The organism is Micromonospora coriariae, assembly GCF_900091455.1.
Classification (GTDB): Bacteria; Actinomycetota; Actinomycetes; order Mycobacteriales; family Micromonosporaceae; genus Micromonospora; species Micromonospora coriariae.
The window spans coordinates 4,505,320-4,527,755 of sequence record NZ_LT607412.1; the positions used below are offsets into that span (position 1 = coordinate 4,505,320).

21 protein-coding genes are annotated in these 22,436 nt (G+C 73.0%); 18 read left to right on the forward strand and 3 right to left on the reverse strand.

Going from position 1 to position 22,436, the window contains the following annotated elements; genetic code table 11:
• Window positions 1–146 precede the first annotated feature (146 nt).
• The 3 genes from GA0070607_RS21100 to GA0070607_RS21110 are packed head-to-tail and all read right to left on the reverse strand — an operon-like array spanning window position 147 to window position 2,795.
• Window positions 147–842, reverse strand: a complete 696-nt coding sequence (locus GA0070607_RS21100; protein ID WP_089019739.1) for a TVP38/TMEM64 family protein — start codon at window positions 840–842, stop codon at window positions 147–149.
• Window positions 839–1,558 (reverse strand): type 1 glutamine amidotransferase, encoded by a 720-nt coding sequence (locus GA0070607_RS21105; protein ID WP_089019740.1) that lies wholly within the window; start codon window positions 1,556–1,558, stop codon window positions 839–841. Before GA0070607_RS21105 ends, GA0070607_RS21100 begins: the two co-directional genes overlap by 4 nt.
• Window positions 1,548–2,795 (reverse strand): MurT ligase domain-containing protein, encoded by a 1,248-nt coding sequence (locus GA0070607_RS21110; protein ID WP_089019741.1) that lies wholly within the window; start codon window positions 2,793–2,795, stop codon window positions 1,548–1,550. The genes GA0070607_RS21105 and GA0070607_RS21110 overlap by 11 nt, the downstream gene beginning before the upstream one ends.
• Before the next feature lie 355 nt (window positions 2,796–3,150).
• Between GA0070607_RS21110 and mraZ the strand changes: the two genes are divergently transcribed.
• From mraZ to GA0070607_RS21200, 18 genes are all read left to right on the forward strand, one after another.
• Window positions 3,151–3,582, forward strand: coding sequence for a division/cell wall cluster transcriptional repressor MraZ (gene mraZ / locus GA0070607_RS21115; protein WP_089019742.1), 432 nt, complete (start codon window positions 3,151–3,153; stop codon window positions 3,580–3,582).
• A gap of 203 nt (window positions 3,583–3,785) precedes the next feature.
• Complete coding sequence (gene rsmH / locus GA0070607_RS21120; RefSeq protein ID WP_089021992.1) at window positions 3,786–4,898, forward strand: 16S rRNA (cytosine(1402)-N(4))-methyltransferase RsmH; 1,113 nt, start codon at window positions 3,786–3,788, stop codon at window positions 4,896–4,898.
• Window positions 4,888–5,496: a hypothetical protein gene (locus tag GA0070607_RS21125; protein WP_089019743.1), complete on the forward strand. Its 609-nt coding sequence runs from the start codon at window positions 4,888–4,890 to the stop codon at window positions 5,494–5,496. Before rsmH ends, GA0070607_RS21125 begins: the two co-directional genes overlap by 11 nt.
• A gap of 3 nt (window positions 5,497–5,499) precedes the next feature.
• A complete protein-coding gene (locus tag GA0070607_RS21130) occupies window positions 5,500–7,707 on the forward strand; it encodes a peptidoglycan D,D-transpeptidase FtsI family protein (RefSeq protein ID WP_089019744.1) in 2,208 nt (735 codons plus the stop codon).
• A 52-nt stretch (window positions 7,708–7,759) separates the two neighbouring features.
• Entirely contained in the window at window positions 7,760–9,322 is a 1,563-nt protein-coding gene (locus tag GA0070607_RS21135; RefSeq protein ID WP_089019745.1) for a UDP-N-acetylmuramoyl-L-alanyl-D-glutamate--2,6-diaminopimelate ligase, read from the forward strand.
• Window positions 9,319–10,722: a UDP-N-acetylmuramoyl-tripeptide--D-alanyl-D-alanine ligase gene (locus tag GA0070607_RS21140; protein WP_089019746.1), complete on the forward strand. Its 1,404-nt coding sequence runs from the start codon at window positions 9,319–9,321 to the stop codon at window positions 10,720–10,722. The genes GA0070607_RS21135 and GA0070607_RS21140 overlap by 4 nt, the downstream gene beginning before the upstream one ends.
• The gene (gene mraY / locus GA0070607_RS21145; RefSeq protein ID WP_089019747.1) at window positions 10,719–11,843 is read left to right on the forward strand and encodes a phospho-N-acetylmuramoyl-pentapeptide-transferase; all 1,125 of its coding nucleotides are present in this window, start codon (window positions 10,719–10,721) and stop codon (window positions 11,841–11,843) included. The genes GA0070607_RS21140 and mraY overlap by 4 nt, the downstream gene beginning before the upstream one ends.
• Before the next feature lie 368 nt (window positions 11,844–12,211).
• Entirely contained in the window at window positions 12,212–13,621 is a 1,410-nt protein-coding gene (locus GA0070607_RS21150; RefSeq protein ID WP_331716459.1) for an FtsW/RodA/SpoVE family cell cycle protein, read from the forward strand.
• Entirely contained in the window at window positions 13,621–14,727 is a 1,107-nt protein-coding gene (gene murG / locus GA0070607_RS21155) for an undecaprenyldiphospho-muramoylpentapeptide beta-N-acetylglucosaminyltransferase (RefSeq protein WP_089019748.1), read from the forward strand. Before GA0070607_RS21150 ends, murG begins: the two co-directional genes overlap by 1 nt.
• The gene (gene murC / locus GA0070607_RS21160) at window positions 14,724–16,286 is read left to right on the forward strand and encodes a UDP-N-acetylmuramate--L-alanine ligase (protein WP_089019749.1); all 1,563 of its coding nucleotides are present in this window, start codon (window positions 14,724–14,726) and stop codon (window positions 16,284–16,286) included. Before murG ends, murC begins: the two co-directional genes overlap by 4 nt.
• Window positions 16,283–17,101, forward strand: a complete 819-nt coding sequence (locus GA0070607_RS21165) for a cell division protein FtsQ/DivIB (RefSeq protein WP_089019750.1) — start codon at window positions 16,283–16,285, stop codon at window positions 17,099–17,101. Before murC ends, GA0070607_RS21165 begins: the two co-directional genes overlap by 4 nt.
• 255 nt (window positions 17,102–17,356) lie before the next feature.
• A complete protein-coding gene (gene ftsZ / locus GA0070607_RS21170; protein ID WP_089019751.1) occupies window positions 17,357–18,472 on the forward strand; it encodes a cell division protein FtsZ in 1,116 nt (371 codons plus the stop codon).
• A 9-nt stretch (window positions 18,473–18,481) separates the two neighbouring features.
• Complete coding sequence (locus tag GA0070607_RS21175) at window positions 18,482–19,225, forward strand: YggS family pyridoxal phosphate-dependent enzyme (protein ID WP_089019752.1); 744 nt, start codon at window positions 18,482–18,484, stop codon at window positions 19,223–19,225.
• Between the two features lie 191 nt (window positions 19,226–19,416).
• A complete protein-coding gene (locus tag GA0070607_RS21180) occupies window positions 19,417–20,109 on the forward strand; it encodes a cell division protein SepF (protein WP_089019753.1) in 693 nt (230 codons plus the stop codon).
• A 28-nt stretch (window positions 20,110–20,137) separates the two neighbouring features.
• Window positions 20,138–20,443 carry a YggT family protein gene (locus GA0070607_RS21185; protein WP_088949372.1) on the forward strand — a complete coding sequence of 102 codons (306 nt, stop codon included), beginning with the start codon at window positions 20,138–20,140 and terminating at the stop codon, window positions 20,441–20,443.
• 44 nt (window positions 20,444–20,487) lie between these two features.
• Entirely contained in the window at window positions 20,488–21,291 is an 804-nt protein-coding gene (locus GA0070607_RS21190) for a DivIVA domain-containing protein (RefSeq protein WP_074318798.1), read from the forward strand.
• Between the two features lie 80 nt (window positions 21,292–21,371).
• Complete coding sequence (locus GA0070607_RS21195) at window positions 21,372–22,112, forward strand: hypothetical protein (RefSeq protein ID WP_089019754.1); 741 nt, start codon at window positions 21,372–21,374, stop codon at window positions 22,110–22,112.
• 10 nt (window positions 22,113–22,122) lie between these two features.
• Complete coding sequence (locus GA0070607_RS21200; RefSeq protein WP_089019755.1) at window positions 22,123–22,428, forward strand: DUF167 domain-containing protein; 306 nt, start codon at window positions 22,123–22,125, stop codon at window positions 22,426–22,428.
• Window positions 22,429–22,436 lie beyond the last annotated feature (8 nt).

Sequence of the window (22,436 nt, forward strand, 5' to 3'; positions counted from 1 at the left end):
GATCCTCGTCACGGCGAGCTTCCCCTCGCGCGGCTGCGGCCCGGGAGCGGGTCGCGGGTCGCGGGTCGGGGCGTCATGGTCGCGAATGCTAGGTAGCGTAGCGCCGGCGGTGCGCGAAGCCCGCCGACGCGATCGTCCTCCGGTCGTTACCACCGTTGGTCGGCCGGCCGGACGGCATCCCGTCGTTCGGCCCGCCACCACCGGGAAATCAGCACCACGCTGGCGATCAGGCCGAGGCTGGCCGGGGCGGCGGCGTACCAGTTGATGTGGCCGGGGGAGCTGACCGACGCACCGACAGCCGCGTACCCGAAGGCGGTCGGGGCGGACGCGATCACGCTGCCGACCAGGAACGGCAGGACCCGGGCCCCGGTGGTGCCGTAGCCGTAACTGACCAGCCCGAAGCCGGCGATCGGCAGCAGCCGGACGGTGACCACGCCGAACACGCTCTGCCGGGCGAACCAGCCGTCCAGGCGGGCCAGCCGGCCACGGACCCGCTCGGCGACGAACTCCCGGCCGAGCAGCCGGCCGACAGTGAACCCGACCGCCGCCGCCACCAGCGCGGCGCCCAGGGCGTACGCGGCGCCCTCCAGCGGACCGAAGATCGCGCCCGCGGCGAGCGTGATGAACGTCCGCGGGACCAACGCGACAAGCAGCAGCGCGCCGCCGAGGACCGCCGCCACCGGGGCGAGGTCGCCGAGCCGGTCAGCCAGATGTGGCAGCTGCGCCGGATCCGGCCGGGGTGTTAGGAGCAGCAGCAGTGCGCAGACGCCGATCAGCAGCACGAGCAGGGCGAACCGGGCGGCCGACGGCTGCCGGAGCAGCCGCCGGACGGCCCGGATCATGCCCGGGCGGCGGCCACTGCGGAGCGGCGCTCGTTCCGGAGCCGGTCCGACCAGGTGTCGTCCAGCGGCGGAAGCTGGTGCGCGCCGGTGGCCCAGCGCAGCAGCAGGTCGGCCAGGGCCGGGTTGCGGGCCAGTGCGGGCCCGTGCGAATACGTGCCGAGCAACTTGCCGCGCCAGGCGCCCTCGGTGCTGCCGTCGTTGCCGACCCCGGCGCTGACCCGGGCCAGCGGCGCGACCTCCGGGCCGAGGTGGGTGCGGCCGCCGTGGTTCTCGAAGCCGGTCAGCGCGGGCAGGCCCAGCCGCGGGTCGATCTCGCCGGCCAGCTCGCCCACGGCCCGGCTCGGGCCCCGGTCGGACTGCAGGTCGAGCAGCTCCAGCCCGCGGCACTGCACACCCTTGGCAAAGAAGGAGGTGCCGAGCAGCTGGTAGCCGGCGCAGACGCCGAACACCACCGAACCCTGGGCGACCGCCCGGTGCAGACCACCGTCGGCGATCAGCCGCTGCGCGCCCAGCGCCTGCGGACCGTCCTCGCCGCCGCCGACCAGGTAGATGTCGGCGGTCGAGGGCAGCCGCTGGTCGGAGCGGACCTCCAGCACCTCGACCGGCATGCCACGCTGGCGCGCCCGTCGGGCGAGGATCAGGGCGTTGCCCCGGTCGCCGTAGGTGGAGAGCAGGTCGGGGTAGATCCAGACGATGCGCAGGCTCTCAGTTGACACGGTCCAACTCCGCTCGGATGTCCTGGAACGCGGTGTAGTTCGCGATGACCTCCAGCCGCCCGGGCGGGACCGACCGGATCGCGTCGTCGAACGTGCGCACGTGCTGGAACGGCACGTCGTTGACGTCCAGCCGGACCGCCAGGTCGTACGCCCGGTCGCCGGTGATCAGCACCTGCCGGCCGCGCAGCGGGGCGAAGTCGACGTCGAAGAGCCAGGAGGTGTCCAACCCGTCGGGGTCGCGCGCGTTGATGGAGAGCAGGGTGGGCGCCTCGTCAGCCATGTCGAAGGCCTCCAGCCAACTGGCTGGGTTCTTGGCCAGCAGCAGCCGGATGTTGCGCCCGTCCTTGTCCACCTGCGCGTAGCGGCCGGCGACCGAGGTGACGATGCCGAGTCGGGACACCGCGTCGACCGGGCGGACGCCGAACTCGGCGGCCACGGCCAGCGCGGTCGCCGCGTTGCCGAGGTTGACCTTGCCGGGTAGCTGGAGGGAGACCTTGTGCCAGGCGCCGGTGGGGTCGAGCACGCCCTCGTCCTCGACGATCCACTGCGGCTCGGGCCGGCGCAGCGGGCAGCCGCTGCACCACCACTGGTCGCCGGAGCGCTGGATGGTGGAGCCGCACTCGGGGCAGACCCAGGAGTCGTCGTGCCAGCGCTGCCCGGCGCTGAACCAGGTCACGTGCGGCGGGTTGATGCCGCGCGCGGGGTCGGCCGGCGGGGTGGCGGCCCAGACGACCATCGGGTCGTCGGCGTTGGCCACCACCCGTACGTCGGTGTGCCGGACCAGCGCCGCGCGCCAGAGCTGCGCCATCATGGCGACCTCCTTGGCCCGGTCGAGCTGGTCGCGGGAGAGGTTCAGCAGCGCGACCACGTGCGGCTCGGTCGCCTCCAGCACCTGGGCGAGGTAGTGCTCGTCGACCTCCAGCACCGCGTACGGCGTGCTGCCGGCCTTCGCCAGCGCGGAGGTGTGCCCGCTGGGCATGTTGGCGCCGAAGGAGTTGGTGGCGACCCGGCCGAGCACGCCGACCGCGGCGGCGGCGAGCCGGGTGGTGGTGGTCTTGCCGTTGGTGCCGGAAACGAGCGCGATGGCGCGCCCGGCCGACAGGTGGGCCAGCAGGTCGGGGTCGATCTTCAACCCGATCCACCCGCCGATCACCGAACCGTCGCCACGGCCGGCCGCCCGGGAGAGCGCCGCGGCGGTCCGTGACACGGAGCTGGCCACCTTGGCCCGTAGGGGCATTTTCGCGTCCGTCACGCGAGCGAGGTTACCGGACCGCCCACCCCACCAGATCGCCGCCGACGGCGAACCGTTCGGTTGTGGTGCGGACTCGGGTGGCCGGGTCGGCTTCCACCGGACGGAGTCGATCTATGTCGGAAAGCGGACCACGCCGGGCGGCGGTCCCGGCCCTCCACTCCGCTCCACCCCTTGTGACGTGCGGTTTTACCCGCGGGTAGGGCGCGCCACGCGGTCGATTCTGGTTGCAGGTGGAGGGAAGTGGAGTAGAGTGGGGCCCAATGGTGAGGCCGGGAGGGCTCACCGGCCCGGGGGGTCAGCGGCGCCGCGAACGCCGCTTAAGGGCGAGGGGGTAGGGCCGGTGTTTCTCGGCACCCACACTCCACGCCTGGACGACAAAGGCCGGTTGATCCTTCCGGCCAAGTTCCGGGATGAGCTGGCGGGGGGTGTCGTGGTCACCAAAGGACAGGATCGCTGTCTCTACGTCTTCCCGACCCCTGAGTTCCAGCGGATCGCGGAGCAGTTGCGCGCGCAGCCGATGACGCACAAGGCGGCCCGGGCCTACAGCCGGGTCTTCTTCGCCAGCGCGCACGACGAAGTGCCGGACAAGCAGGGCCGGGTGACGATCCCGGCCCACCTGCGGGCGTACGCCGCGCTCGACCGCGACCTGGTCGTGATCGGCGCGAGCACGCGGGTGGAGATCTGGGACAAGGTCGCCTGGGAGACCTACCTCGCCGAGAGTGAAGACGACTTCGCCGACATCGAGGAGGGGGTGCTGCCCGGCGGTCTGTAGGGCGAACGGCGCCCGACGTACTGCGAGATCTCCAGCCGCTTTCGAGTTCCTGGCATCCCTTCCCCGGTGCCAGGCGCACGATCCAGTCATCGGGTGAGAGTCCGGTGCCCGGCGGGAGCGGATGGGGATCTGGCGGTACGACGGCAGCGCCGTCCGACGACAGGCGCAGCAACGAACGGACGTTTCAACCAGTGGGGGTCATGATGGGGGAGCTGCGCGGCACGCACGTGCCGGTGCTGCTCGAGCGGTGTCTCGAGCTGCTGGCCCCCGCGCTGGGTCGGGGCGGCCGGACGGTGTACGTCGACGCGACGCTCGGCCTGGCCGGGCATGCGGAGGCGGTGCTCGAGGCGCACCCGGAGACGGTCCTGATCGGGCTCGACCGGGACACCGAGGCGCTGGCCCACGCACGGGTCCGGCTGGCCCGTTTCGCCGACCGGGTGCACCTGGAGCACGCCGTCTACGACGAGCTGCCCGACGTGCTGGACCGGCTGGGCTATCCGGGCATCGACGGGATCCTGTTCGACCTGGGTGTCTCGTCGCTGCAACTGGACGCGCCCGACCGCGGGTTCGCGTACGCCCAGGACGCGCCGCTGGACATGCGGATGGACCAGACCCGGGGGGTGACCGCCGAGGAGGTGGTCAACACCTACGCGCATCCGGACCTGGCCCGGGTGCTGCGGGTCTACGGCGAGGAGAAGTTCGCCGGCCGGATCGCCTCGGCGATCATCCGGGAGCGGGAACGCGCCCGGATCACCTCGTCCGCGCGGTTGGCGGAGCTGGTCCGGGATTCCATTCCGGCACCAGCCCGACGAACGGGTGGACACCCGGCAAAGAGAACGTTTCAGGCTTTACGGATCGAGGTAAACAAGGAGTTGGCAGCGCTGGAGTCAGCGCTGCCGTCCGCGCTCGACGCACTGACCGTGGGCGGTCGCATGGTGGTCCTGTCCTACCACTCGCTGGAGGACCGGCTCACCAAGGTGGCGCTCGCGGACCGGGTCCGCAGTAAGGGCCCGATCGACCTCCCGGTCGAACTGCCCGGGTCCGGTCCGACGTTCCGGCTGCTCAGCCGGGGCGCCGAACTGGCCGGGGAGGCGGAGGTCGCCGCGAACCCGCGAGCCGCCTCGGTGCGGTTGCGGGCCGCGGAGCGACTCGACCCGAACGCGACACAGCAGGGGCGGACCGACCGCGAACGGTCCCGCCGACGGGTGAAGGCGATGCACCAACCGGGGACGGGGTCCGCCGGATCCGTGGGGGATCCAGGGACGCCGGGGGACGACAGAGGGACGGATGTAGAGGGGGAGGGACATGAACATTGACAAGCGCGAGCGTCGGGACGTCACCGGCGCCGGGCAGCGCACACCGCGGTCGGGGGGCCGGACCGCGGCGGAGCGGGCTCCGCGCGGGGGCAACGGTACGCCACGCATCGATCGAGTGAACCGGCAGGGGGAGGCTCGCGCCCGGGGGGCGCGCGAGTTCCCGACCCAGGGCACCGCCGCGCTGCGGCCGGCCGAGAAGCCCGGCGTAGCCGCCAGTGCCCGTCCGCCCCGGCTGCGGGTGGCACCACCGCCTCCGGTGTCGGTGCCGCGCGCGCCGTTCGCGGCGCTGATCGTGGTCCTGGTGGTCGGCGGGGTGCTGGGCATCCTGGCGGTCAACACCAAGATCAATGAGAACGCCTTCCGGCTGGAGAAGCTGCAGCAGCAGCAGGCCCGACTGGACCTGGAGAAGCAGCAGCTCGACAAGCAGATCGCCGAGGCCAAGGCGCCGGGCAACCTGACCGCCGCGGCGCGGCGACTGGGCCTGGTGGACGCCGGCGAGCCGGGGTACGTCCGGCTGCCGGACGGCAAGATGCCTCTCGGGGTGCCGAAGCCGGCGACCGGCGAGCCGTCGGTGACCAGCCAGGGCGCGGGAGGCTGACCGGTGCCACCGAGGTCGGACGAACCGCGCCGGGATCCCAAGGGGTCCCGGCGCGGTTCTGCACCTGACGCCGGCGCCCGGGACGGGGAGCCGCGCGCCGGCGAGCCGGGCATGGGGGGCATCTCCGGCGCCCGGGCGTACACCCCGAGGGGCCGGACCATCCGCGAGGAGCGCGGCACGCCGCCGCGCAGCGGGGGGGCCGAGCAGCGGCGTACCCCGCGCAGCACCCGGTCCGGCGACCCGTTCCGACCGGCGTTGCAGGTGCTCGACGGAGGCCGGGCCGCCGCCCGTTCCGGCCGGCGGGACGCCCCGGCGGCGGGACGCGGTGGGGTCGTGCGCACCGTCGCGCCCCGGACCCCGCGCGGCCCGGCCGGCGACGAGCCGCCCGCGCGTCGGCGGACCACGCCGCGCGCGCCGCGCCGCTCCGACCGACCGGCGGCCCGCCGGCCGTCCCGCAAGCCGCCGCGACCGCCGAAGCTGGCCGATCCACGGCTGCGGCTGCGGCTCGGCACCGCCCTGACGCTGGCGTTGTTCGCCGCCATCGGGATCCGGCTGATCTTCCTTCAGGCGGTGGACACCCCGGCGTACGCCGGTGGCGGCGTCGCCGACCGGACCCGCACCGTGGAGCTACCCGCGCCGCGCGGCGCGATCTACGACCGCACCGGCGAGCCGCTGGCACGCAGTGTCGAGGCGCGGTACGTGTTCGCCGACCCGACCGAGATCGTGGACTCCGCCGCCACCGCGAAGGCGCTCTCCCCGCTGCTCGGCATGCCGGTGTCGAAGCTGACCGAGCTGATGAAGCCCCGCAAGCTGGAGAACGGCATCCCGTCCCGGTTCGTGTACCTGGCCCGGGGGGTGGAGATCCCGACCGCCAAGCAGGTGCTGGCGCTCGAGCTGCCCGGGATCAGGGTGCACCGCGACGAGCGGCGCGAGGTGCCCGGCGGTGACCTGGCGGCCAACCTGATCGGCTTCACCAGCCAGGACATGGTCGGTCTGGAGGGGCTGGAGGCCCGCTACGACGAGCTGCTCGCCGGTCAGGACGGCAAGCGGGTGTACGAGGCCGGCCTCGGTGACCTCGCCGCGCCGATCCCGGGCGGCTACAGCCGGACCACCCCGGCCAAGCCGGGCAGCTCGATGGCCCTCACCCTCGACGGTGACCTGCAGTTCCGCACGCAGCAGATCCTCAGTGCGGGGATGGGGCAGCAGCGCGGCGGCACGGCCGCGGCGGTGATCATCGACGTGCCCACCGGCGAGGTGCTGTCCCAGGCCAGCCATCCCACCTATAACGCGGCGAAGCCGATCCCGAGCGACCCGGTCGCCCGGGAGGACGCGGCGACCAGCTTCGTGGTCGACCCCGGCTCGGTGCACAAGGCGATCACGTTCGGCGCGGCGTTGCAGGAGGGGGTGATCACCCCGGACACCACGTTGCCGATCGCGAACAGCATCAAGAAGGGCGACACCTGGTTCTCCGACACACACCGCGCCAACGGCCGGCGGATGAGCGTGCCCGGGATGCTCGCCTACTCGTCGAACGTCGGCACCATCACGATCGCCGACAAGCTCGGCCGGGACCGGTTGATCGACTACCAGAAGCGGTTCGGGCTCGGCCAGCCCACCGGTGAGGGGGTGCCCGGCGAGGCCAGCGGCCGGCTGCTGCCGGCCGACGAGTGGAGCGAGTCGTCGGAAGGGTCGGTGCCGATCGGGCACAGCGTCGACGCCACGCCGTTGCAGATGGCCGCCGCGTACGCCGCCATCGCCAACGACGGCACGTACGTGCAGCCGCACCTGGTCAAGGAGACGATCGGGCCGGACGGCAAACGCACTCCCGCGCCGCCACCGGTGACCCGGTCGGTGCTCAGCCCGAAGAACGCGGCAGCGCTGCGCACCATGCTCGAGGCGGTCACCACGGTCGACCATGCCACCGGGCTCACCGCCGCGGTCCCCGGCTACCGGGTCGCCGGCAAGACCGGCACCGGCTGGCGGCTGGTGGACGGCAAGAAGCAGCCCGGCGAGGTGTCCTCCTTCATCGGCATGGCCCCCGCCGAGAACCCCCGCTACGTGATCGCGGTCTTCGTGTACGCACCCGGCGGTGGGGGCGGGGCGATCGCCAATCCGGCGTTCCGCGACATGATGCAGTTCACGCTGCGTCACTACCGCGTACCGCCGTCCACCGACGGGTCGGCGCCCAAGTTCGTGGTCTATCCGCGCTGAGCAGCGATGGCGGGACATCATCGGTGAGTGCCGACGAACCACCGGGGCGGCTGTGCGGCCGGAACCGGACGACCGGGTAGGGTCTGACGCCGTGCCCGGCAATCCACGTCCACGTACCGTGACCGGAGTCCGGCTCGGTGATCTCGCCGTCCGGCTCGCCGTCGACCTCCCTGCGGACGCCGTCGGCGTGGTCGTCACCGGGGCGACCCACGCCAGCCAGGAGGTCCGCCCCGGCGACCTGTACGCGGCGCTGCCCGGCGCCCGCCGGCACGGCGCGGAGTTCGCCGCCGGCGCCGCCGAGGCCGGCGCGGTGGCTCTGCTGACCGACCCGGCCGGCGCCGAGCTGGCGGCGGAGACCGGCCTGCCCGCCCTCGTGGTGCCCGACCCCCGCGCGGTGCTCGGCGAGCTGGCCTCGGCCGTCTACGGCGACCCGACCGCCGAGCTGACCGTGATCGGCGTGACCGGTACCGCCGGCAAGACGTCCACCGCCTACCTGATCGAGTCGGGGCTGCGCGCCGCCGGGCACACCACCGGGCTGATCGGCACCGTGGAGACCCGTCTCGGTGACCTGGTGATCGACAGCGTTCGCACCACCCCCGAGGCGACCGACCTGCACGCCATGCTGGCCACCGCCCGCGAGCGGGGGGTCACCGCGGTGGTCATGGAGGTCTCCAGCCACGCGCTGGCCATGGGCCGGGTGGGCGGTGTCCGGTTCGCCGTCGGCGGTTACACCAACTTCGGCTCCGACCACCTGGACTTCCACGCCGACAGCGCCGACTACTTCGCCGCCAAGGCGCAGCTCTTCGACGGCCGGTGCGCGGTCGAGGTGCTCAACCACGACGACCCGGCGCTGAAGCCGCTGTACCGGCCGGCCACGATCAGCTACTCGGCGGCCGGCGACCCGGCCGCGACCTGGTGGGCCGACGGCGTGGACGGCGAGGGGTACGCCCAGCGGTTCACCGCGCACGGCCCGGACGGCGTGGTCCTGCCCGCCGGGGTGGCGCTGCCCGGGCGGCACAACGTCGCCAACGCGCTGCTGGCCATCGCCGCGCTGGTGGGCGCCGGGGTGGACCCGGCGACCGCGGCCGCCGGTGTGGCCGCCTGCGGCGGTGTGCCCGGCCGGCTGGAGCTGGTCGACGTGGCCGGGCCGGTGCGTGGGGTCGTCGACTACGCGCACAAGTCGGACGCGATCGTGGCCGCGCTGGCCGCGTTGCGTGAGTTGAGCGCCGGCCGGTTGATCTGCGTGATCGGCGCCGGCGGGGACCGGGACCGGGGCAAGCGGCCGGTGATGGGCGCCGCCGCGGCCGAGGGGGCCGACGTGGTGCTGGTGACCGACGACAATCCGCGCACCGAGGACCCGGCGGAGATCCGCGCCGAGGTGCTCGCCGGGGCGTACCGGGCCGGCACGGCCGCCCGGATCATCGAGGTGGCGGGCCGCCGGGCCGCGATCGACGAGGCGGTCCGGCTGGCCGCGCCGGGCGACGTGATCGCGCTGCTCGGCAAGGGCCACGAGCGGGGCCAGGAGGTGGCGGGCGAGGTGTTCCCGTTCGACGACAGCATCGAGTTGGCCGACGCCCTGCGGGCCCGCTTCGGGGACCTGGCGGGTCAGCGGTGATCGCGCTGAGCCTGGCCGAGGTGGCCGCGGCGGTCGAGGGGCGGCTGGTCGCCGCCGACCCGACCGCCACAGTCACCGGGCCGGTCGAGTTCGACTCGCGCAAGGTGGGGCCCGGGGCGCTCTTCGTGGCCTTTCCGGGGGAGAAGGTCGACGGGCACGACTACGCGGCCGGGGCGATCTCGGCCGGCGCCGTGGCCGTGCTCGGCACCCGCGAGGTGCCGGGTGTGCCGATGGTTCTGGTCGCCGACGCGTTGACCGCGATGGGCCGGCTGGCCCGCGTGGTGGTGGACCGGCTGCCCGGGCTGACCGTGATCGGTCTGACCGGCTCCTCCGGCAAGACCACCACCAAGGACCTGATCGGCCAGCTCACCGCCCGGCTCGGGGCCACGGTGGCGCCGCCCGGCTCGTTCAACAACGAGCTGGGGCACCCGTACACCGCGTTGCAGGCCGGACCGGACACCCGCTACCTGGTGCTGGAGAAGGGCTCGCGCGGGGTGGGGCACGTGCGCTACCTGTGCGAGATCGTCCCGCCGCGGATCTCCGTGGTGCTCAACGTCGGAACGTCGCACATCGGTGAGTTCGGCTCGCAGGAGACCATCGCCGTGGCCAAGGGCGAGCTGGTCGAGGCGCTGCCGCCGGACGGGCTGGCGGTGCTCAACGCCGACGACCCGCGGGTGGACGCGATGGCGAGCCGTACCCGGGCCCGGGTGGTCCGCTACGGGGAGGCCCCGGACGCCGACGTGCGGGCCGAGGACGTAACGCTGGACGACCGGGGGCGCGCGTCGTACACCCTTGTCGTCCCGGAGGGGACCGCGCCGGTGCGCCTCGGGCTGACCGGCCGCCACCAGGTCTCCAACACCCTCGCCGCCGCGGCGGTGGCCCGGGAGCTGGGCATGCCGCTGGCCGAGCTGGCCCCGGCGCTGGGCGAGCTGGGGTTGGTCTCCACCCGGCGGATGGACGTCTTCGACCGCCCCGACGGGGTGACCGTGATCGACGACTCGTACAACGCCAACCCGGCGTCGATGTCGGCGGCGCTGAAGGCGCTCGCCACGCTCGGCCGGGGTCGGCGTACGGTCGCGGTGCTCGGCTACATGGCCGAGCTGGGCCCGTTCGAGCGGGACGGCCACGCCGAGGTCGGCCAACTCGCGGCCGAGCTGGGTGTGGATCGGCTGCTCGTGGTGGGCGAGCCGGCCGCGCCGATCCACGAGGGCGCGACAGCGGTAGGAAACTGGGGAGGAGAGTCGGTGCTGCTCACCGATCAGGCGGCGGCCGTCGAGGTGCTGCGGGGCGAGCTACGGCCGGGCGATGTCGTCCTGGTCAAGGGCTCCCGGTACCGGACGTGGGAGGTGGCCGACGCCCTGCGCGCCGACGTCACCCCCGGAAACGGAGCTACCGCGTGAGGGCGGTCATCGTCGCCGTCGGGGTGGCCTTCATCGTCTCGCTCTTCTGCACCCCGATCGCGATCAAGGTGTTCACCCGGCTCAAGGCCGGCCAGCCGATCCGGGCCGAGGGCCCGGCCATGCACCAGACCAAGAAGGGCACGCCGACGATGGGCGGCGTGGTCTTCATCCTGGCCACGGTGATCGCGTACGTGGCCGGGCACCTGGCCCTGACCACCCTGCCGGACGCGCAGATCGCCCAGGTCGAGCCGACGATCACCGCGCTGGTGCTGCTGGGGCTGATGGTCTTCTCCGGCGCGGTGGGCTTCCTCGACGACTTCCTGAAGGTGCGCAAGCGCAACAGCGCCGGGCTGAACAAGCGCGGCAAGCTGCTCGGCCAGATCCTGGTCGGCGCGGTGTTCGGTGTGGTGGCCCTGTACTTCCCGAGCACGATGACCGACGCGACGGGCAAGGTGACGAACACCGAGACGGTGGGCAGCACCACGCTCAGCTTCATCCGGGACATCGACGCCCTGGAGGTCAGCAAGATCGGCGCGGTGATCATCTTCATCTTCGTGGTGATGGGCGCGACGAACGGGGTGAACCTCACCGACGGCCTGGACGGTCTGGCCACCGGCGCCTCGGTGATGGTGCTCGCCGCGTACGCGTTGATCGCGTTCTGGCAGTACCGGCACTGGTGCGCCGACCCGAGCTACACCCAGTCGTACTGTTACGCCGTCCGCGACCCCTTGGAGATCGCGCTGATAGCCGGGGCGGCGGCCGGGGCCTGTGTGGGCTTCCTGTGGTGGAACACGTCACCGGCGCGGATCTTCATGGGCGACACCGGCGCGCTTGGGCTGGGCGGCCTGATCGCCGGCATGGCGATGTCCACCCGGACCATCCTGCTGCTGCCGATCATCGGCGGGCTCTTCGTGATCATCACGATGTCCGTGGTGATCCAGATCATCTCCTTCCGGACCACCGGCAAGCGTGTGTTCCGGATGTCGCCGTTGCAGCACCACTTCGAGTTGGCCGGCTGGAGTGAGGTCAACATCGTGGTCCGGTTCTGGATCATCGCCGGCATCGGCGTGGCCATCGCGCTGGGCCTGTTCTACAGCGAGTTCCTCGCCAACATGACCTGATCCCCGATCCCCCCGATCGCGCCGACCCCTCGATCGCGCCGATCTAGGGCGAATCGCAGTGGTTGAAGATCAGCTGGCAGCGATTCTCCCTAGATCGGCGCGGCTCGGGACGGGCGCGCGTGGGGCGACACGCCGAGAACGGTGTTGCGGCGGGCGCATCCCGGCAGAGCGGTGATGATGAGCGGATGGGGGAGGAACAGCACACCAAGGCGGCCGGCGGGACACGATCGGTGCGTCATCCGGAGGCGGGAGCCAAGGCCACACCACGGTCCAGTGGATCGGCCCAGCTCGGATCCGAAGCGCCACCGCCGCAGGAGCCCACGGCCGGCGGCTTGATCGCCGTGCGTGGGCTGGACGCGGCCGGCGGGCTGGCGGCGCTGCGCGGCCTGCTGGACCGGCCGCTGGCCTCCTACTACCTGCTGCTGTCCAGCGCCGGCCTGCTGCTGTTGATCGGGCTGACGATGGTCTTCTCGGCGACCAGCGTGAAGGACTACGCCGAGGACGGCAACGCCTCGGCCTCGGTGACCAAGCAGGCCATCTTCGCGGTGATCGGCATCGGGGTGTTCTGGGCCTGCCAGCGGCTGCCCGCCAGCACCTACCGGTCGTTGGGCCGGCCCCTGCTGATCACCTCGGTGGCGCTGCTGCTGGTGCTCAACCTGCTGCTCGCCTACGCCCGGCTGACCGACCAGGACTCGGCCCGGATCGGGCCGATCGAGGCGCGGCTGCTCTGGCTGTTCATCGGCGGGATCCAGGTGCAGCCCTCCGAGCTGGCCAAGTTCGCGCTGGTGCTGTGGGGCGCGCACCTGATCGCCCGCAAGGGCGCCGCGCTGGGCTGGTGGCGGGAGCTCGCCACACCGCTCTTTCCGGTGATGGGCCTGCTCTTCGTGCTGGTCGGCTACAACGACGTGGGCACCATGCTGTGCCTGCTGGCCCTGGTGGTCGGCCTGCTCTGGGCGGCCGGGGTGCGGATGCGGGTCTTCGGGGCGCTGACGGTGGTCGGGCTGCTCGGCGTCGGCCTGCTCATAGCGGTGGCGTCGCTGGGCGCCGGCTCGGGCGAGCGCGGCGAGGAGAACTACCGCCTGGCGCGACTCACCCTGTTTCTCAACCCGCCGCCGCCGGACCAGTGCGGGGACCCCTGCTACCAGTTCTACCAGGGTCGACTGGCCATCGAGCACGGCGGCTGGTTCGGCGTCGGGCTGGGCAAGAGCAGCCTCAAGTGGGACTGGCTGCCCGAGGCGCACAACGACTTCATCTTCGCGATCATCGCCGAGGAGCTGGGCGTGATCGGCTGCGTGGTGGTGCTCGCGCTCTTCGCGGTGCTCGCGTACACCGGGCTGCGGATCGCCCGGCGGGTCGACGACCCGTTCCGGCGGCTCGCCGCCGCGGCGGTGACCACCTGGCTGGTGAGCCAGGCCGTGATCAATATCGGTGGCGTGGTCGGGCTGCTGCCGATCACCGGCCTGCCGCTGCCGTTCATCTCCGACGGCGGAAGTGCCCTGGTAGTGACGTTGGCCGCGATCGGCATGCTGGCGTCCTTCGCGCGCGCCGAACCCGATGCGGCCAGAGCACTGCATGCCCGTCCGCCGGCCCGGTGGGTCCGACTACTCTGGGCCCCGTTGCCGCCGCTTCCGGGCCGGCGCCGCCGACCGGCGACGCCGCCGGCTGGCCGAGGGTCCGTGCCCCGGTCCCGCGAGCGGCGCCACGACGACCAGGCCGCACCGCGCGGGGTCCGGCAGGACCGGAGCCGTGGGCGTACGGCGAGCGAGAGGAGACGCTGATGGGTCCGCTGCGTTCGGTGGTGCTCGCGGGAGGTGGGACCGGGGGGCACGTCTACCCGCTGCTCGCCTTCGCCGACTGCCTTCGCCGACACGACCCGGGCGTCCGGATCACCTGCCTCGGCACACCGCGCGGCATGGAGAACGAGCTGATCCCGCCGCACGGCTACGACCTGCGGCAGATCCCGGCGTACCAGCTGCCCCGGTCGGTCAACATGAACCTGGTCCGCACCCCGGGCCGGATGTGGACCGCGGCCCGCGCCGCGGGCAAGGTGATCGACGAGGTGAGCGCCGACGTGGTGGTCGGCTTCGGCGGGTACGTCTCGGTGCCGGCCTACCTCGCCGCCTGGCGCCGGGAGCTGCCCATGGTGATCCATGAGGTGAACGTGCCGGCGGGGGTGGCCAACCGGCTGGGCATGAAGTTCACCAAGAACGTCGCGGTCGGGTTCCCGCACCAGCCGGTCCAGGCCGAGGCGCTGCGCGACGCCACAGTGGTCGGCGTGCCACTGCGCCGCAGCATCGCCGGGCTGGACCGGTACGCGCTGCGCAACGCCGCCCGCGCGCACTTCGGGCTCCGCCCCGACCTGCCGGTGCTCTTCGTGGCCGGCGGCTCGTCGGGCGCCCGCTCGATCAACCTGGCGGTCTCCGGGGCGGCCAAGGAACTGGCCCGCAACGGCGTGCAGGTGCTGCATGTGATGGGCGCCCGCAACGAGCCGGTGCCGATCCCCAGCGACCTGCCGGTGCCGTACGTGACGCTGCCGTACCTGTCGGAGATGGAGCTGGGCTACGCCGCCGCCGACCTGATGCTGGGCCGGGGCGGGGCGATGACCTGCGCCGAGGTGGCCGCGATCGGGTTGCCCACGATCTACGTGCCGTACCCGCACAGCAACCAGGAGCAGAAGCGCAACGCGCTGCCCGTGGTGGAGGCCGGCGGCGGGCTGCTGGTCGACGACACGGAGCTGACCCCGGCCTGGCTGGAGCGCACCGTCATCCCGCTGATCCGTGACCCGCAGCGGCTGTACGCGATGGGCGCCGCGGCGGCCGCGTACGGGCGGCGCGACGGCGACGAGGCGCTGCGCTCGTTCGTCATCCAGGCGGTGGCCCGATGACCGCGCAGTTCACCCCGGCCGGCACGCTCACCGCCGAGGACCTGGGCGCCGTCCACCTGATCGGGGTGGGTGGGGTGGGCATGCTCGGCGTGGCCCGGCTGCTGCTCACCCGGGGCATCCGGGTGTCCGGCAGCGACCTGCGTGAGTGGCCCTCGCTGGCGGGGCTGCGGGCGCTCGGCGGCACCATCTACCTCAGCCACGAGGCGACCAACCTCGACGGCGTGGACACCGTCGTCTACTCCTCGGCCATCTCGCAGGACCACCTGGAGCTGGTTGAGGCCCGCCGGCGCGGTCTGCGCGTGCTGCACCGTTCCGAGGCCCTCGCGGCGGCCATGACGGGCCGCCGCGCCATCGCGGTGGCCGGTACCCACGGCAAGACCACCACCACCTCGATGGTGACCATGGTGCTCCAGCAGGCCGGGGTGGACCCGTCCTTCGTGATCGGCGGGGAGATCTCCGAGGTGGGCTCGGGCGCCCACCACGGCACCGGTGAGCACTTCGTGGTCGAGGCCGACGAGAGCGACCGCTCGTTCCTCATCTACCGCCCGTACGTCTCGATCATCACCAACGTCGAGGCGGACCACCTGAACACCTACGGCGACTACGCGACCCTGGAGGCCGCGTTCGTCGAGTTCGCCCGGCTCACCGACCCGGACGGGTTCATCATCACCTGCGCCGACGACCCGGGCGGGCGGCGGCTGGCGGAGAGCCTGCGCGCCGAGGGCCGGCGGGTGCACACGTACGGCGAGGCGGCCGACGCCGACCTGCGACTGACCGACATCGTCTCGTCCGCGCGCGGGGTGCGCTACCTGGCCGCGATCGACGGCCGGTCGCTGGGCGAGTTCCGGTTGCCGGTGCCGGGGCGGCACATGGGGCTGAACAGCGCCTCCGCGGTGCTGGCCGCGTACCTGCTGGATCTGCCGTTGCCGGCGGCGGAGGCCGCGCTGGCGGTCTTCCCCGGCGTGCGGCGGCGCTTCGAACGCAAGGGTGTCGCGGACGGCGTGCTGGTCTACGACGAGTACGCCTACCACCCGACCTCGATGACGCTTGCGTTGCAGACGCTGCGCGAGGTGGCCGGGGAGGGGCGGCTGATCGTGGTCTTCCAGCCGTACCGGCTGTACCGCACCCGCGACAACCAGGCGGAGATCGCGGAGGCGTTGGCGATCGCCGACGAACTGGTGCTGTTGGAGGTCTTCGGTCCGGGCGAGCTGCGCCAGCCCGGTGAGGGCTCGGCGGCGCTGATCGAGGCGGTGGCGCTGCCCGCCGACCGGAAGGTCTTCGTCGACTCCTGGGAGGAGGCGCCGGTCGAGGTGGTCCGGCGGGCCCGCCCGGGGGACGTGGTGGTGACCATGGGCGCTCCGCCGATCTCGCTGATGGGTGACGAGCTGCTGGCCGGCCTGCTGGCGCGCGCCGGCTCCGCGCCGACCGCGACCGTCGACCCGGTGGCCTCCGCCCCGGCGGTCGGTGGTCCGGTGCCCGGCGGGGCCACCGCCGGTGGCGACGGAGCGGCCCTCGGTGGCACCGCCGCACCGGACGGCGCGGCGCCCGCGGCCGGATGAGCCCCGGCCCGGCCCGAGGGCGGACCAGCGCCGCCGAGGGCGGCGCTCCGCGACGCGGTCCGGTCCGGCGCTGGCAGCTGGTCCGGGCCGGCCGTGACGCGGTGCCACCGTCGACCCGCCGGTTCATGGCCCGGGCCCGCCAGCGCCGGATGCGCGCGGCGCTGCCGTGGGCGCTGGCCGCCGGGGTGCTCGCGCTGGTCGGGCTGGTCGCCTGGACGGTGCTCGGCACCGGGCTTCTCGGGGTCCGCGAGGTGAAGGTGGAGGGTGCCGGCCTGGTCACCCCGGTGCAGGTGCGTGATGCGGTCGGGGTGCCGGACGGGGTGCCGCTGGCCCGGGTGGACCTGGCCGCCGCCGCCCGGCGGGTCGGTGCGTTGGCGCCGGTGGAGCGGGCCACGGTGTCCCGGGACTGGCCGGACGCGCTGGTGGTCCGGGTGACCGAGCGGACTCCGGTGGCGGCGGTGCCGCAGGGGGAGGCGTTCGCCCTGGTCGACCGGACCGGTGTGGCGTTCCGGACGGTCGCCCGACGCCCCGCCGGGCTGCCGGTGGTGAAGGTGGCCCGGCCGGCCGCCGACGATCCGGGCACCCGGGCCGCGCTCGAGGTGCTCGTCGCGCTGACCCCGCAGTTGCGTGCCGAGCTGGCGGACGTGAGCGTGGAGGGGTTGGCCCGGATCAGCCTGCGGTTGCGCGGTGACCGGACTGTGGTCTGGGGCGACGCGACCCGGAGCACGGACAAGGCCCGGGTGGCCACCGCGCTGCTCGGCGAGGACACCGACCGGATCGACGTGAGCGCGCCGGACGTGGTGACCTTCCGTTGACCGAGGGGCGTGCCGCGAGGTGCGGAAAGGTGACTCGTTGCGCTCCGGGCGGCGACACGCCGGTCGGGTCCTTGGCTCATCGCGCGGCGGCGCTTACGTTGCCCCGAAGAGGTTCAGTGGTTGACATAACTGTAAGCCTCTAGTAGAGGGTGAGGGTTCAGCTCTGATCCTCGCTGGTGACAGCTGTCGTCGGCCGCTGGTCTGGCCACGCCGTACCCGGTCGGCCGAAGCCAATCTCGAAGGGAAGGACCGGAGATGACACCTCCGCACAACTACCTGGCGGTCATCAAGGTCGTCGGCATCGGGGGCGGCGGCGTCAACGCCGTCAACCGGATGATCGAGGTTGGGCTCAAGGGCGTCGAGTTCATCGCGATCAACACGGATGCCCAGGCGCTGCTGATGAGTGACGCCGACGTCAAGCTCGACGTCGGCCGGGAGCTGACCCGTGGGCTGGGGGCCGGCGCCAACCCGGACGTCGGCAAGAACGCCGCCGAGGACCACCGGGACGAGATCGAGGAGGTGCTCAAGGGCGCCGACATGGTCTTCGTGACCTGCGGTGAGGGCGGCGGCACCGGCACCGGCGGCGCGCCCGTGGTGGCGAACATCGCCCGCAAGCTCGGCGCGCTGACCATCGGTGTGGTGACCCGGCCGTTCTCCTTCGAGGGCAAGCGCCGCCAGGTTCAGGCCGAGTCCGGAATAGACGAACTCCGCAACCAGTGCGACACCCTGATCGTCATCCCGAACGACCGGCTGCTGGCGCTGGGCGACCGCGGCATCAGCATGATGGACGCGTTCCGCACCGCCGACCAGGTGCTGCTCTCCGGCGTGCAGGGCATTACCGACCTGATCACCACCCCGGGTCTGATCAACCTGGACTTCGCCGACGTCAAGAGCGTGATGAGCGGCGCCGGCAGCGCGTTGATGGGCATCGGCAGCGCCCGTGGCGAGAACCGCGCGGTCGAGGCGGCCGAGGCGGCCATCTCCAGCCCGCTGCTCGAGCAGAGCATGGACGGCGCCCGCGGCGTGCTGCTCTCCATCGCCGGCGGTTCCGACCTGGGTCTGTTCGAGATCAACGACGCGGCCCAGCTGGTCACCGACGCGGCCCACCCGGACGCCAACATCATCTTCGGCGCCGTGATCGACGACGCGCTCGGTGACGAGGTGCGGGTGACCGTCATCGCGGCGGGCTTCGACGGGGGAGCGCCGGCGTACAAGGCGGCCGAGCCGGCCCGCAAGACCAACACCAACCAGCCGGCGGCGCAGAGCGCCCCGGTCCCGGCACCGGCCACCATGCCGGCGCCGACCCAGTCGCCGCGCCGGGTGCTGTTCGACGACGTGGACGTGCCCGACTTCCTCAAGAACGGGTCCTGAGCACCGCCGATGACCGACAGCTCAGCCACGGTACGACCGGACCGGCGCGCCGAACTCGCGGCCGGCCTGGCCCAGGTTCGGGCCCGCATCGCCGACGCCTGCGCCGTCGCCGGCCGGGATCGTGCCGGCATCACGATGATCGCCGTGACCAAGACCTACCCGGCCAGCGACGTTCTGGCGCTGGCCGGGCTCGGGGTGACCGACGTGGGGGAGAACCGCGACCAGGAGGCGGCCGGCAAGGCCGCCGAGGTCGCCGCGGCCGGGGTGAGCCCGCGTTGGCACTTCATCGGCCAGTTGCAGCGCAACAAGGCCCGCTCGGTGGTCCGGTACGCCGACGTGGTGCACTCCGTCGACAGTGTCCGGCTGGCCCGGGCGCTGGCCACCGCGGCGGCCGGGCGGGAACGACCGCTGGCCGCCCTGGTCCAGGTGAGCATCGACGGCGACCCGGCGCGAGGCGGCGCGTTGCCCGGCTCGGCCGACCCGGTCGTCGGGTTGGAGCCGGTGGCCGAGGCAATCGCCGACTCGCCGACGATGCGGCTGGCCGGCCTGATGGCCGTGGCGCCACTGGGTTGGGCGCCGGAGCGGGCCTTCGCCCGGCTGGCCGAGGTGGCCGAGGCGTTTCGCTCGGTCCATCCGGGAGCGGTCGCGTTGTCCGCCGGAATGAGTGGCGACCTGGAAATCGCGATCCAATACGGCGCGACACATGTCCGCGTCGGTAGCGCGTTGCTCGGAATGCGCCCCACGCTGCGGTAGCCTGACCGCGAGACAAGCAAATTACATCAGTGTTGTTTCAGGAACGGCGTCTCCCAGTCGGGGGTCGTGGCGCGCGACGCGAATCGCGCGCCAGGGGGATTGCCGTTCCGGTCCGATGGGCATGGTTGTCCACTCGCGACGGGCGACATGGCACGGGGGCGCGTGCCGCACGGCGGACGGAAGGGCGCGGGATGGGTGCACTGCGCAAGGCGGGGGTCTGGCTCGGTCTGGTCGAAGAGGACGATGAGCGGGCCTACGACGACGGTGGCTACGACAAGGGTGGCTACCGCGACTCGCGTTACCGGCAGAGCCGGTACGCCGAGGAGTTCGCCGACGAGGACGACGAGGACACCGAGGAGCCGCCGGCTCCCCGGCCGCGGGCCAGCGAGCGGGGTCGGCTCTCCGAGCGCTCGAACGGGCGGGGCGGCGAGTCCGACCGGGGCGACGGCGAGCGTCCGGAGCGGGTCGAGCGGTCCAGCGTCCGGTCGATCACCCGGTCCTCGGCCGGCGAGACCTCCGGCGCGCTGACGTACCACACCCGGGACAACCTTGCCCTCGCGCCGCAGGTCACGGCGCGGGAGCGGGCGGTGCCCGAGGAGGAGCAGCGTTACCAGATCACCACGCTGCACCCGACCACGTACCGGGAGGCGCGCACCATCGGTGAGCACTTCCGCGACGGGGTTCCGGTGATCATCAACCTCACCGAGATGGACGAGGCCGATGCCCGCCGTCTGGTTGACTTCGCCGCCGGTCTGGCGTTCGGGCTGCGCGGTACGATCGAGCGCGTGACCAATCGGGTGTTTCTGCTCTCACCGGCCAATGTCCAGGTCACCGCGGAGGACAAGGCCAAGATCGCTGAGGGCGGCTTTTTCAGTCTGAGTTGATCGCCCGACCCGAGGGACGTCGCTGACCGTGTTGTCGATCTTGCTGCAAGTGTTGTACCTGGTCCTTTATGTCTTCCTCCTGCTTCTTCTGTCCCGGTTCGTGTTGAGCGCCGTCCTGCAGTACGGCCGCCGGTGGCAGCCGGGGCGCGGAGCATCGGCGGGACTGGAATCCGTGTGGAGCGTCACTGATCCCCCTCTCAACGCGTTGAGGCGTGTGATCCCTCCGCTGCGAATTGGTACCGTGAGCATCGACCTGGCCTCCCTTGTGCTCCTGGTTATCCTGTTCGTGCTGATGGAGTTCGTGTTAGGGCCGTCGATCAGGGCATCTGCCTGATGACCGACGCGCTTTCGCGGCCGCAACTGACCCGAGGAGTTTCGATGCCGCTGACCCCGGCCGACGTACACAACGTCGCCTTCAAAAAGCCGCCGATCGGCAAGCGGGGGTATGACGAGGAGGAGGTCGACGCTTTCCTGGACGAGGTTGAGCGCGAGCTCGCCCGTCTCATCGAGGAGAACAACGAGCTGCGCGCCCAGGTGGAGCGCGGCGGCCGTGGCGGTGCCCCCGCCGGCCCCGGCGGCGACGCCCGACTCGCGGCGGAGCTCAACGACGTCAAGGCACAGCTGGACCGGGTGCAGCGCGACAAGGCGGCGGCCGAGCAGGCCGCCCGCGCCATGCAGTCCGAGCTGGAGCAGGTCCGCGCGACCGGCGGCCCGGGTGCGGTCACCGGTGACGGTGAGCAGCAGGCCCTGCGGGTTCTGATGATGGCCCAGCGCACCGCCGACGACCACGTGTCCGACGCGCGTCGCGAGGCCGACCAGCTCCTGTCCGAGGCCCGCAGCAAGGCCGAGGAGGTGACCCGCGAGGCTCGCGCGAAGGCCGACGCCCTGGAGCGGGACGCCCGCCAGCGGCACCAGGAGGCCATGGGCGGCCTGGACGCCAAGCGCACGGCGCTGCAGAAGCACATCGAGGAGCTCAAGCAGTTCGAGCGCGAGTACCGCACCCGGCTCAAGGCGTACCTGGAGAGCCAGCTGCGTGACCTCGACGGTCGTGGCCAGGGCCTCGAAGCCGAGATGACCCGCTCCGAGGCAGGCCGGGTCGCCGGTGGCAACGGGCTGGCCGCCGCGGGTCTCGCCGGTTCGTACGGCGGCGGGCGCTCCGGCGCCCTCGAAGCCGGACGCTGAGCACCGGCCGGCGATCGCTCTCCGCAGATGGTGACGGTCGCCGGCCCCGCCTGGACGGTACGAAGCGGCGGGGGTGAGCCGTGATAGTCGCGAGTCTCCTGTTCATCCTCGTCGCAGTGGTGCTACTGGTGCTCGGCCTGGCCGGTGGCTCCAGCATCATGTTGATCATCTCCATCGCGGCCAGTCTGCTGGCCGCCGTGGCGTTGGTGGTGGGCGCCCGCCAGGCAGCCGCCAACCGCGCGACGGCGGAGCCCGGCCGGACCGGCCAGCGGAGCCCCGCGGCACCCCGCACGGCCAACCAGGCCGGCCCGGGTGTCGCGTACGGGCCGCCGCTGGTCGAGCCGGAAGTGCCGGTCCAGCACGTGCCCACGACGGTCGGTACCGGCGGCACCGGGTGGCGGCAACCACCCGAGCCGCCGGCCGACCAGGGATCTCCGTTCGACGTGCCGGTCGACCAGGAGCCGCCGTTGGCGACCCCGCCCGAGCACACTTCCCACGCCTCGTCCGCCGGTCCGGCGTCGCCCTTCCCGGCGCCGGCCGACGAGGCGTCCGAGATCGGTGCGCCGGCGGCCGATGTCACGGGGGACGAGGAGCCGGCCGCGCAGCCGGTCACCCCCGCCGAGGCGGCCCGGGTGGCCCGGCTGCCCGACCCCGTCCAGGTGGTGGATGGTCGGCCCCGCTACCACCTCGCCAGTTGCCCGCACCTCGTCGGCCGGGCGTCCGAGACGCTGCCGGCCGCCGAGGCCGTCGAGCTCGGCTTCACCCCGTGTGCGCACTGCGCGCCGGCCACCGCCCTGCTCGCCGACGCCCGGCCGATCTGAAGCGGCGCCGATGCCCGCGCAGGACACGCTCACCGTGGCGGTACGGGTCAAGCCCGGCGCCTCCCGGGACCGGGTCGGGGGCCGGCACGACGGCCCGCACGGCCCCGCCCTGGTGATCGCGGTGCACGCCCCGGCCGTGGACGGTCGGGCCACCGAGGCCGCCCGCCGGGCGTTGGCCGGGGCGTTGGGTGTCCGGCCGGCTTCGGTGTCACTGCGTACCGGCGCGGCCAGCCGGGACAAGCTCTTCCTCGTCGACCGTCCCGGCCCGGAGCTGTCCGAGGTGCTGCGCCGGCTGCGCGACGGATCCGCGGGGTGAGGAACGCC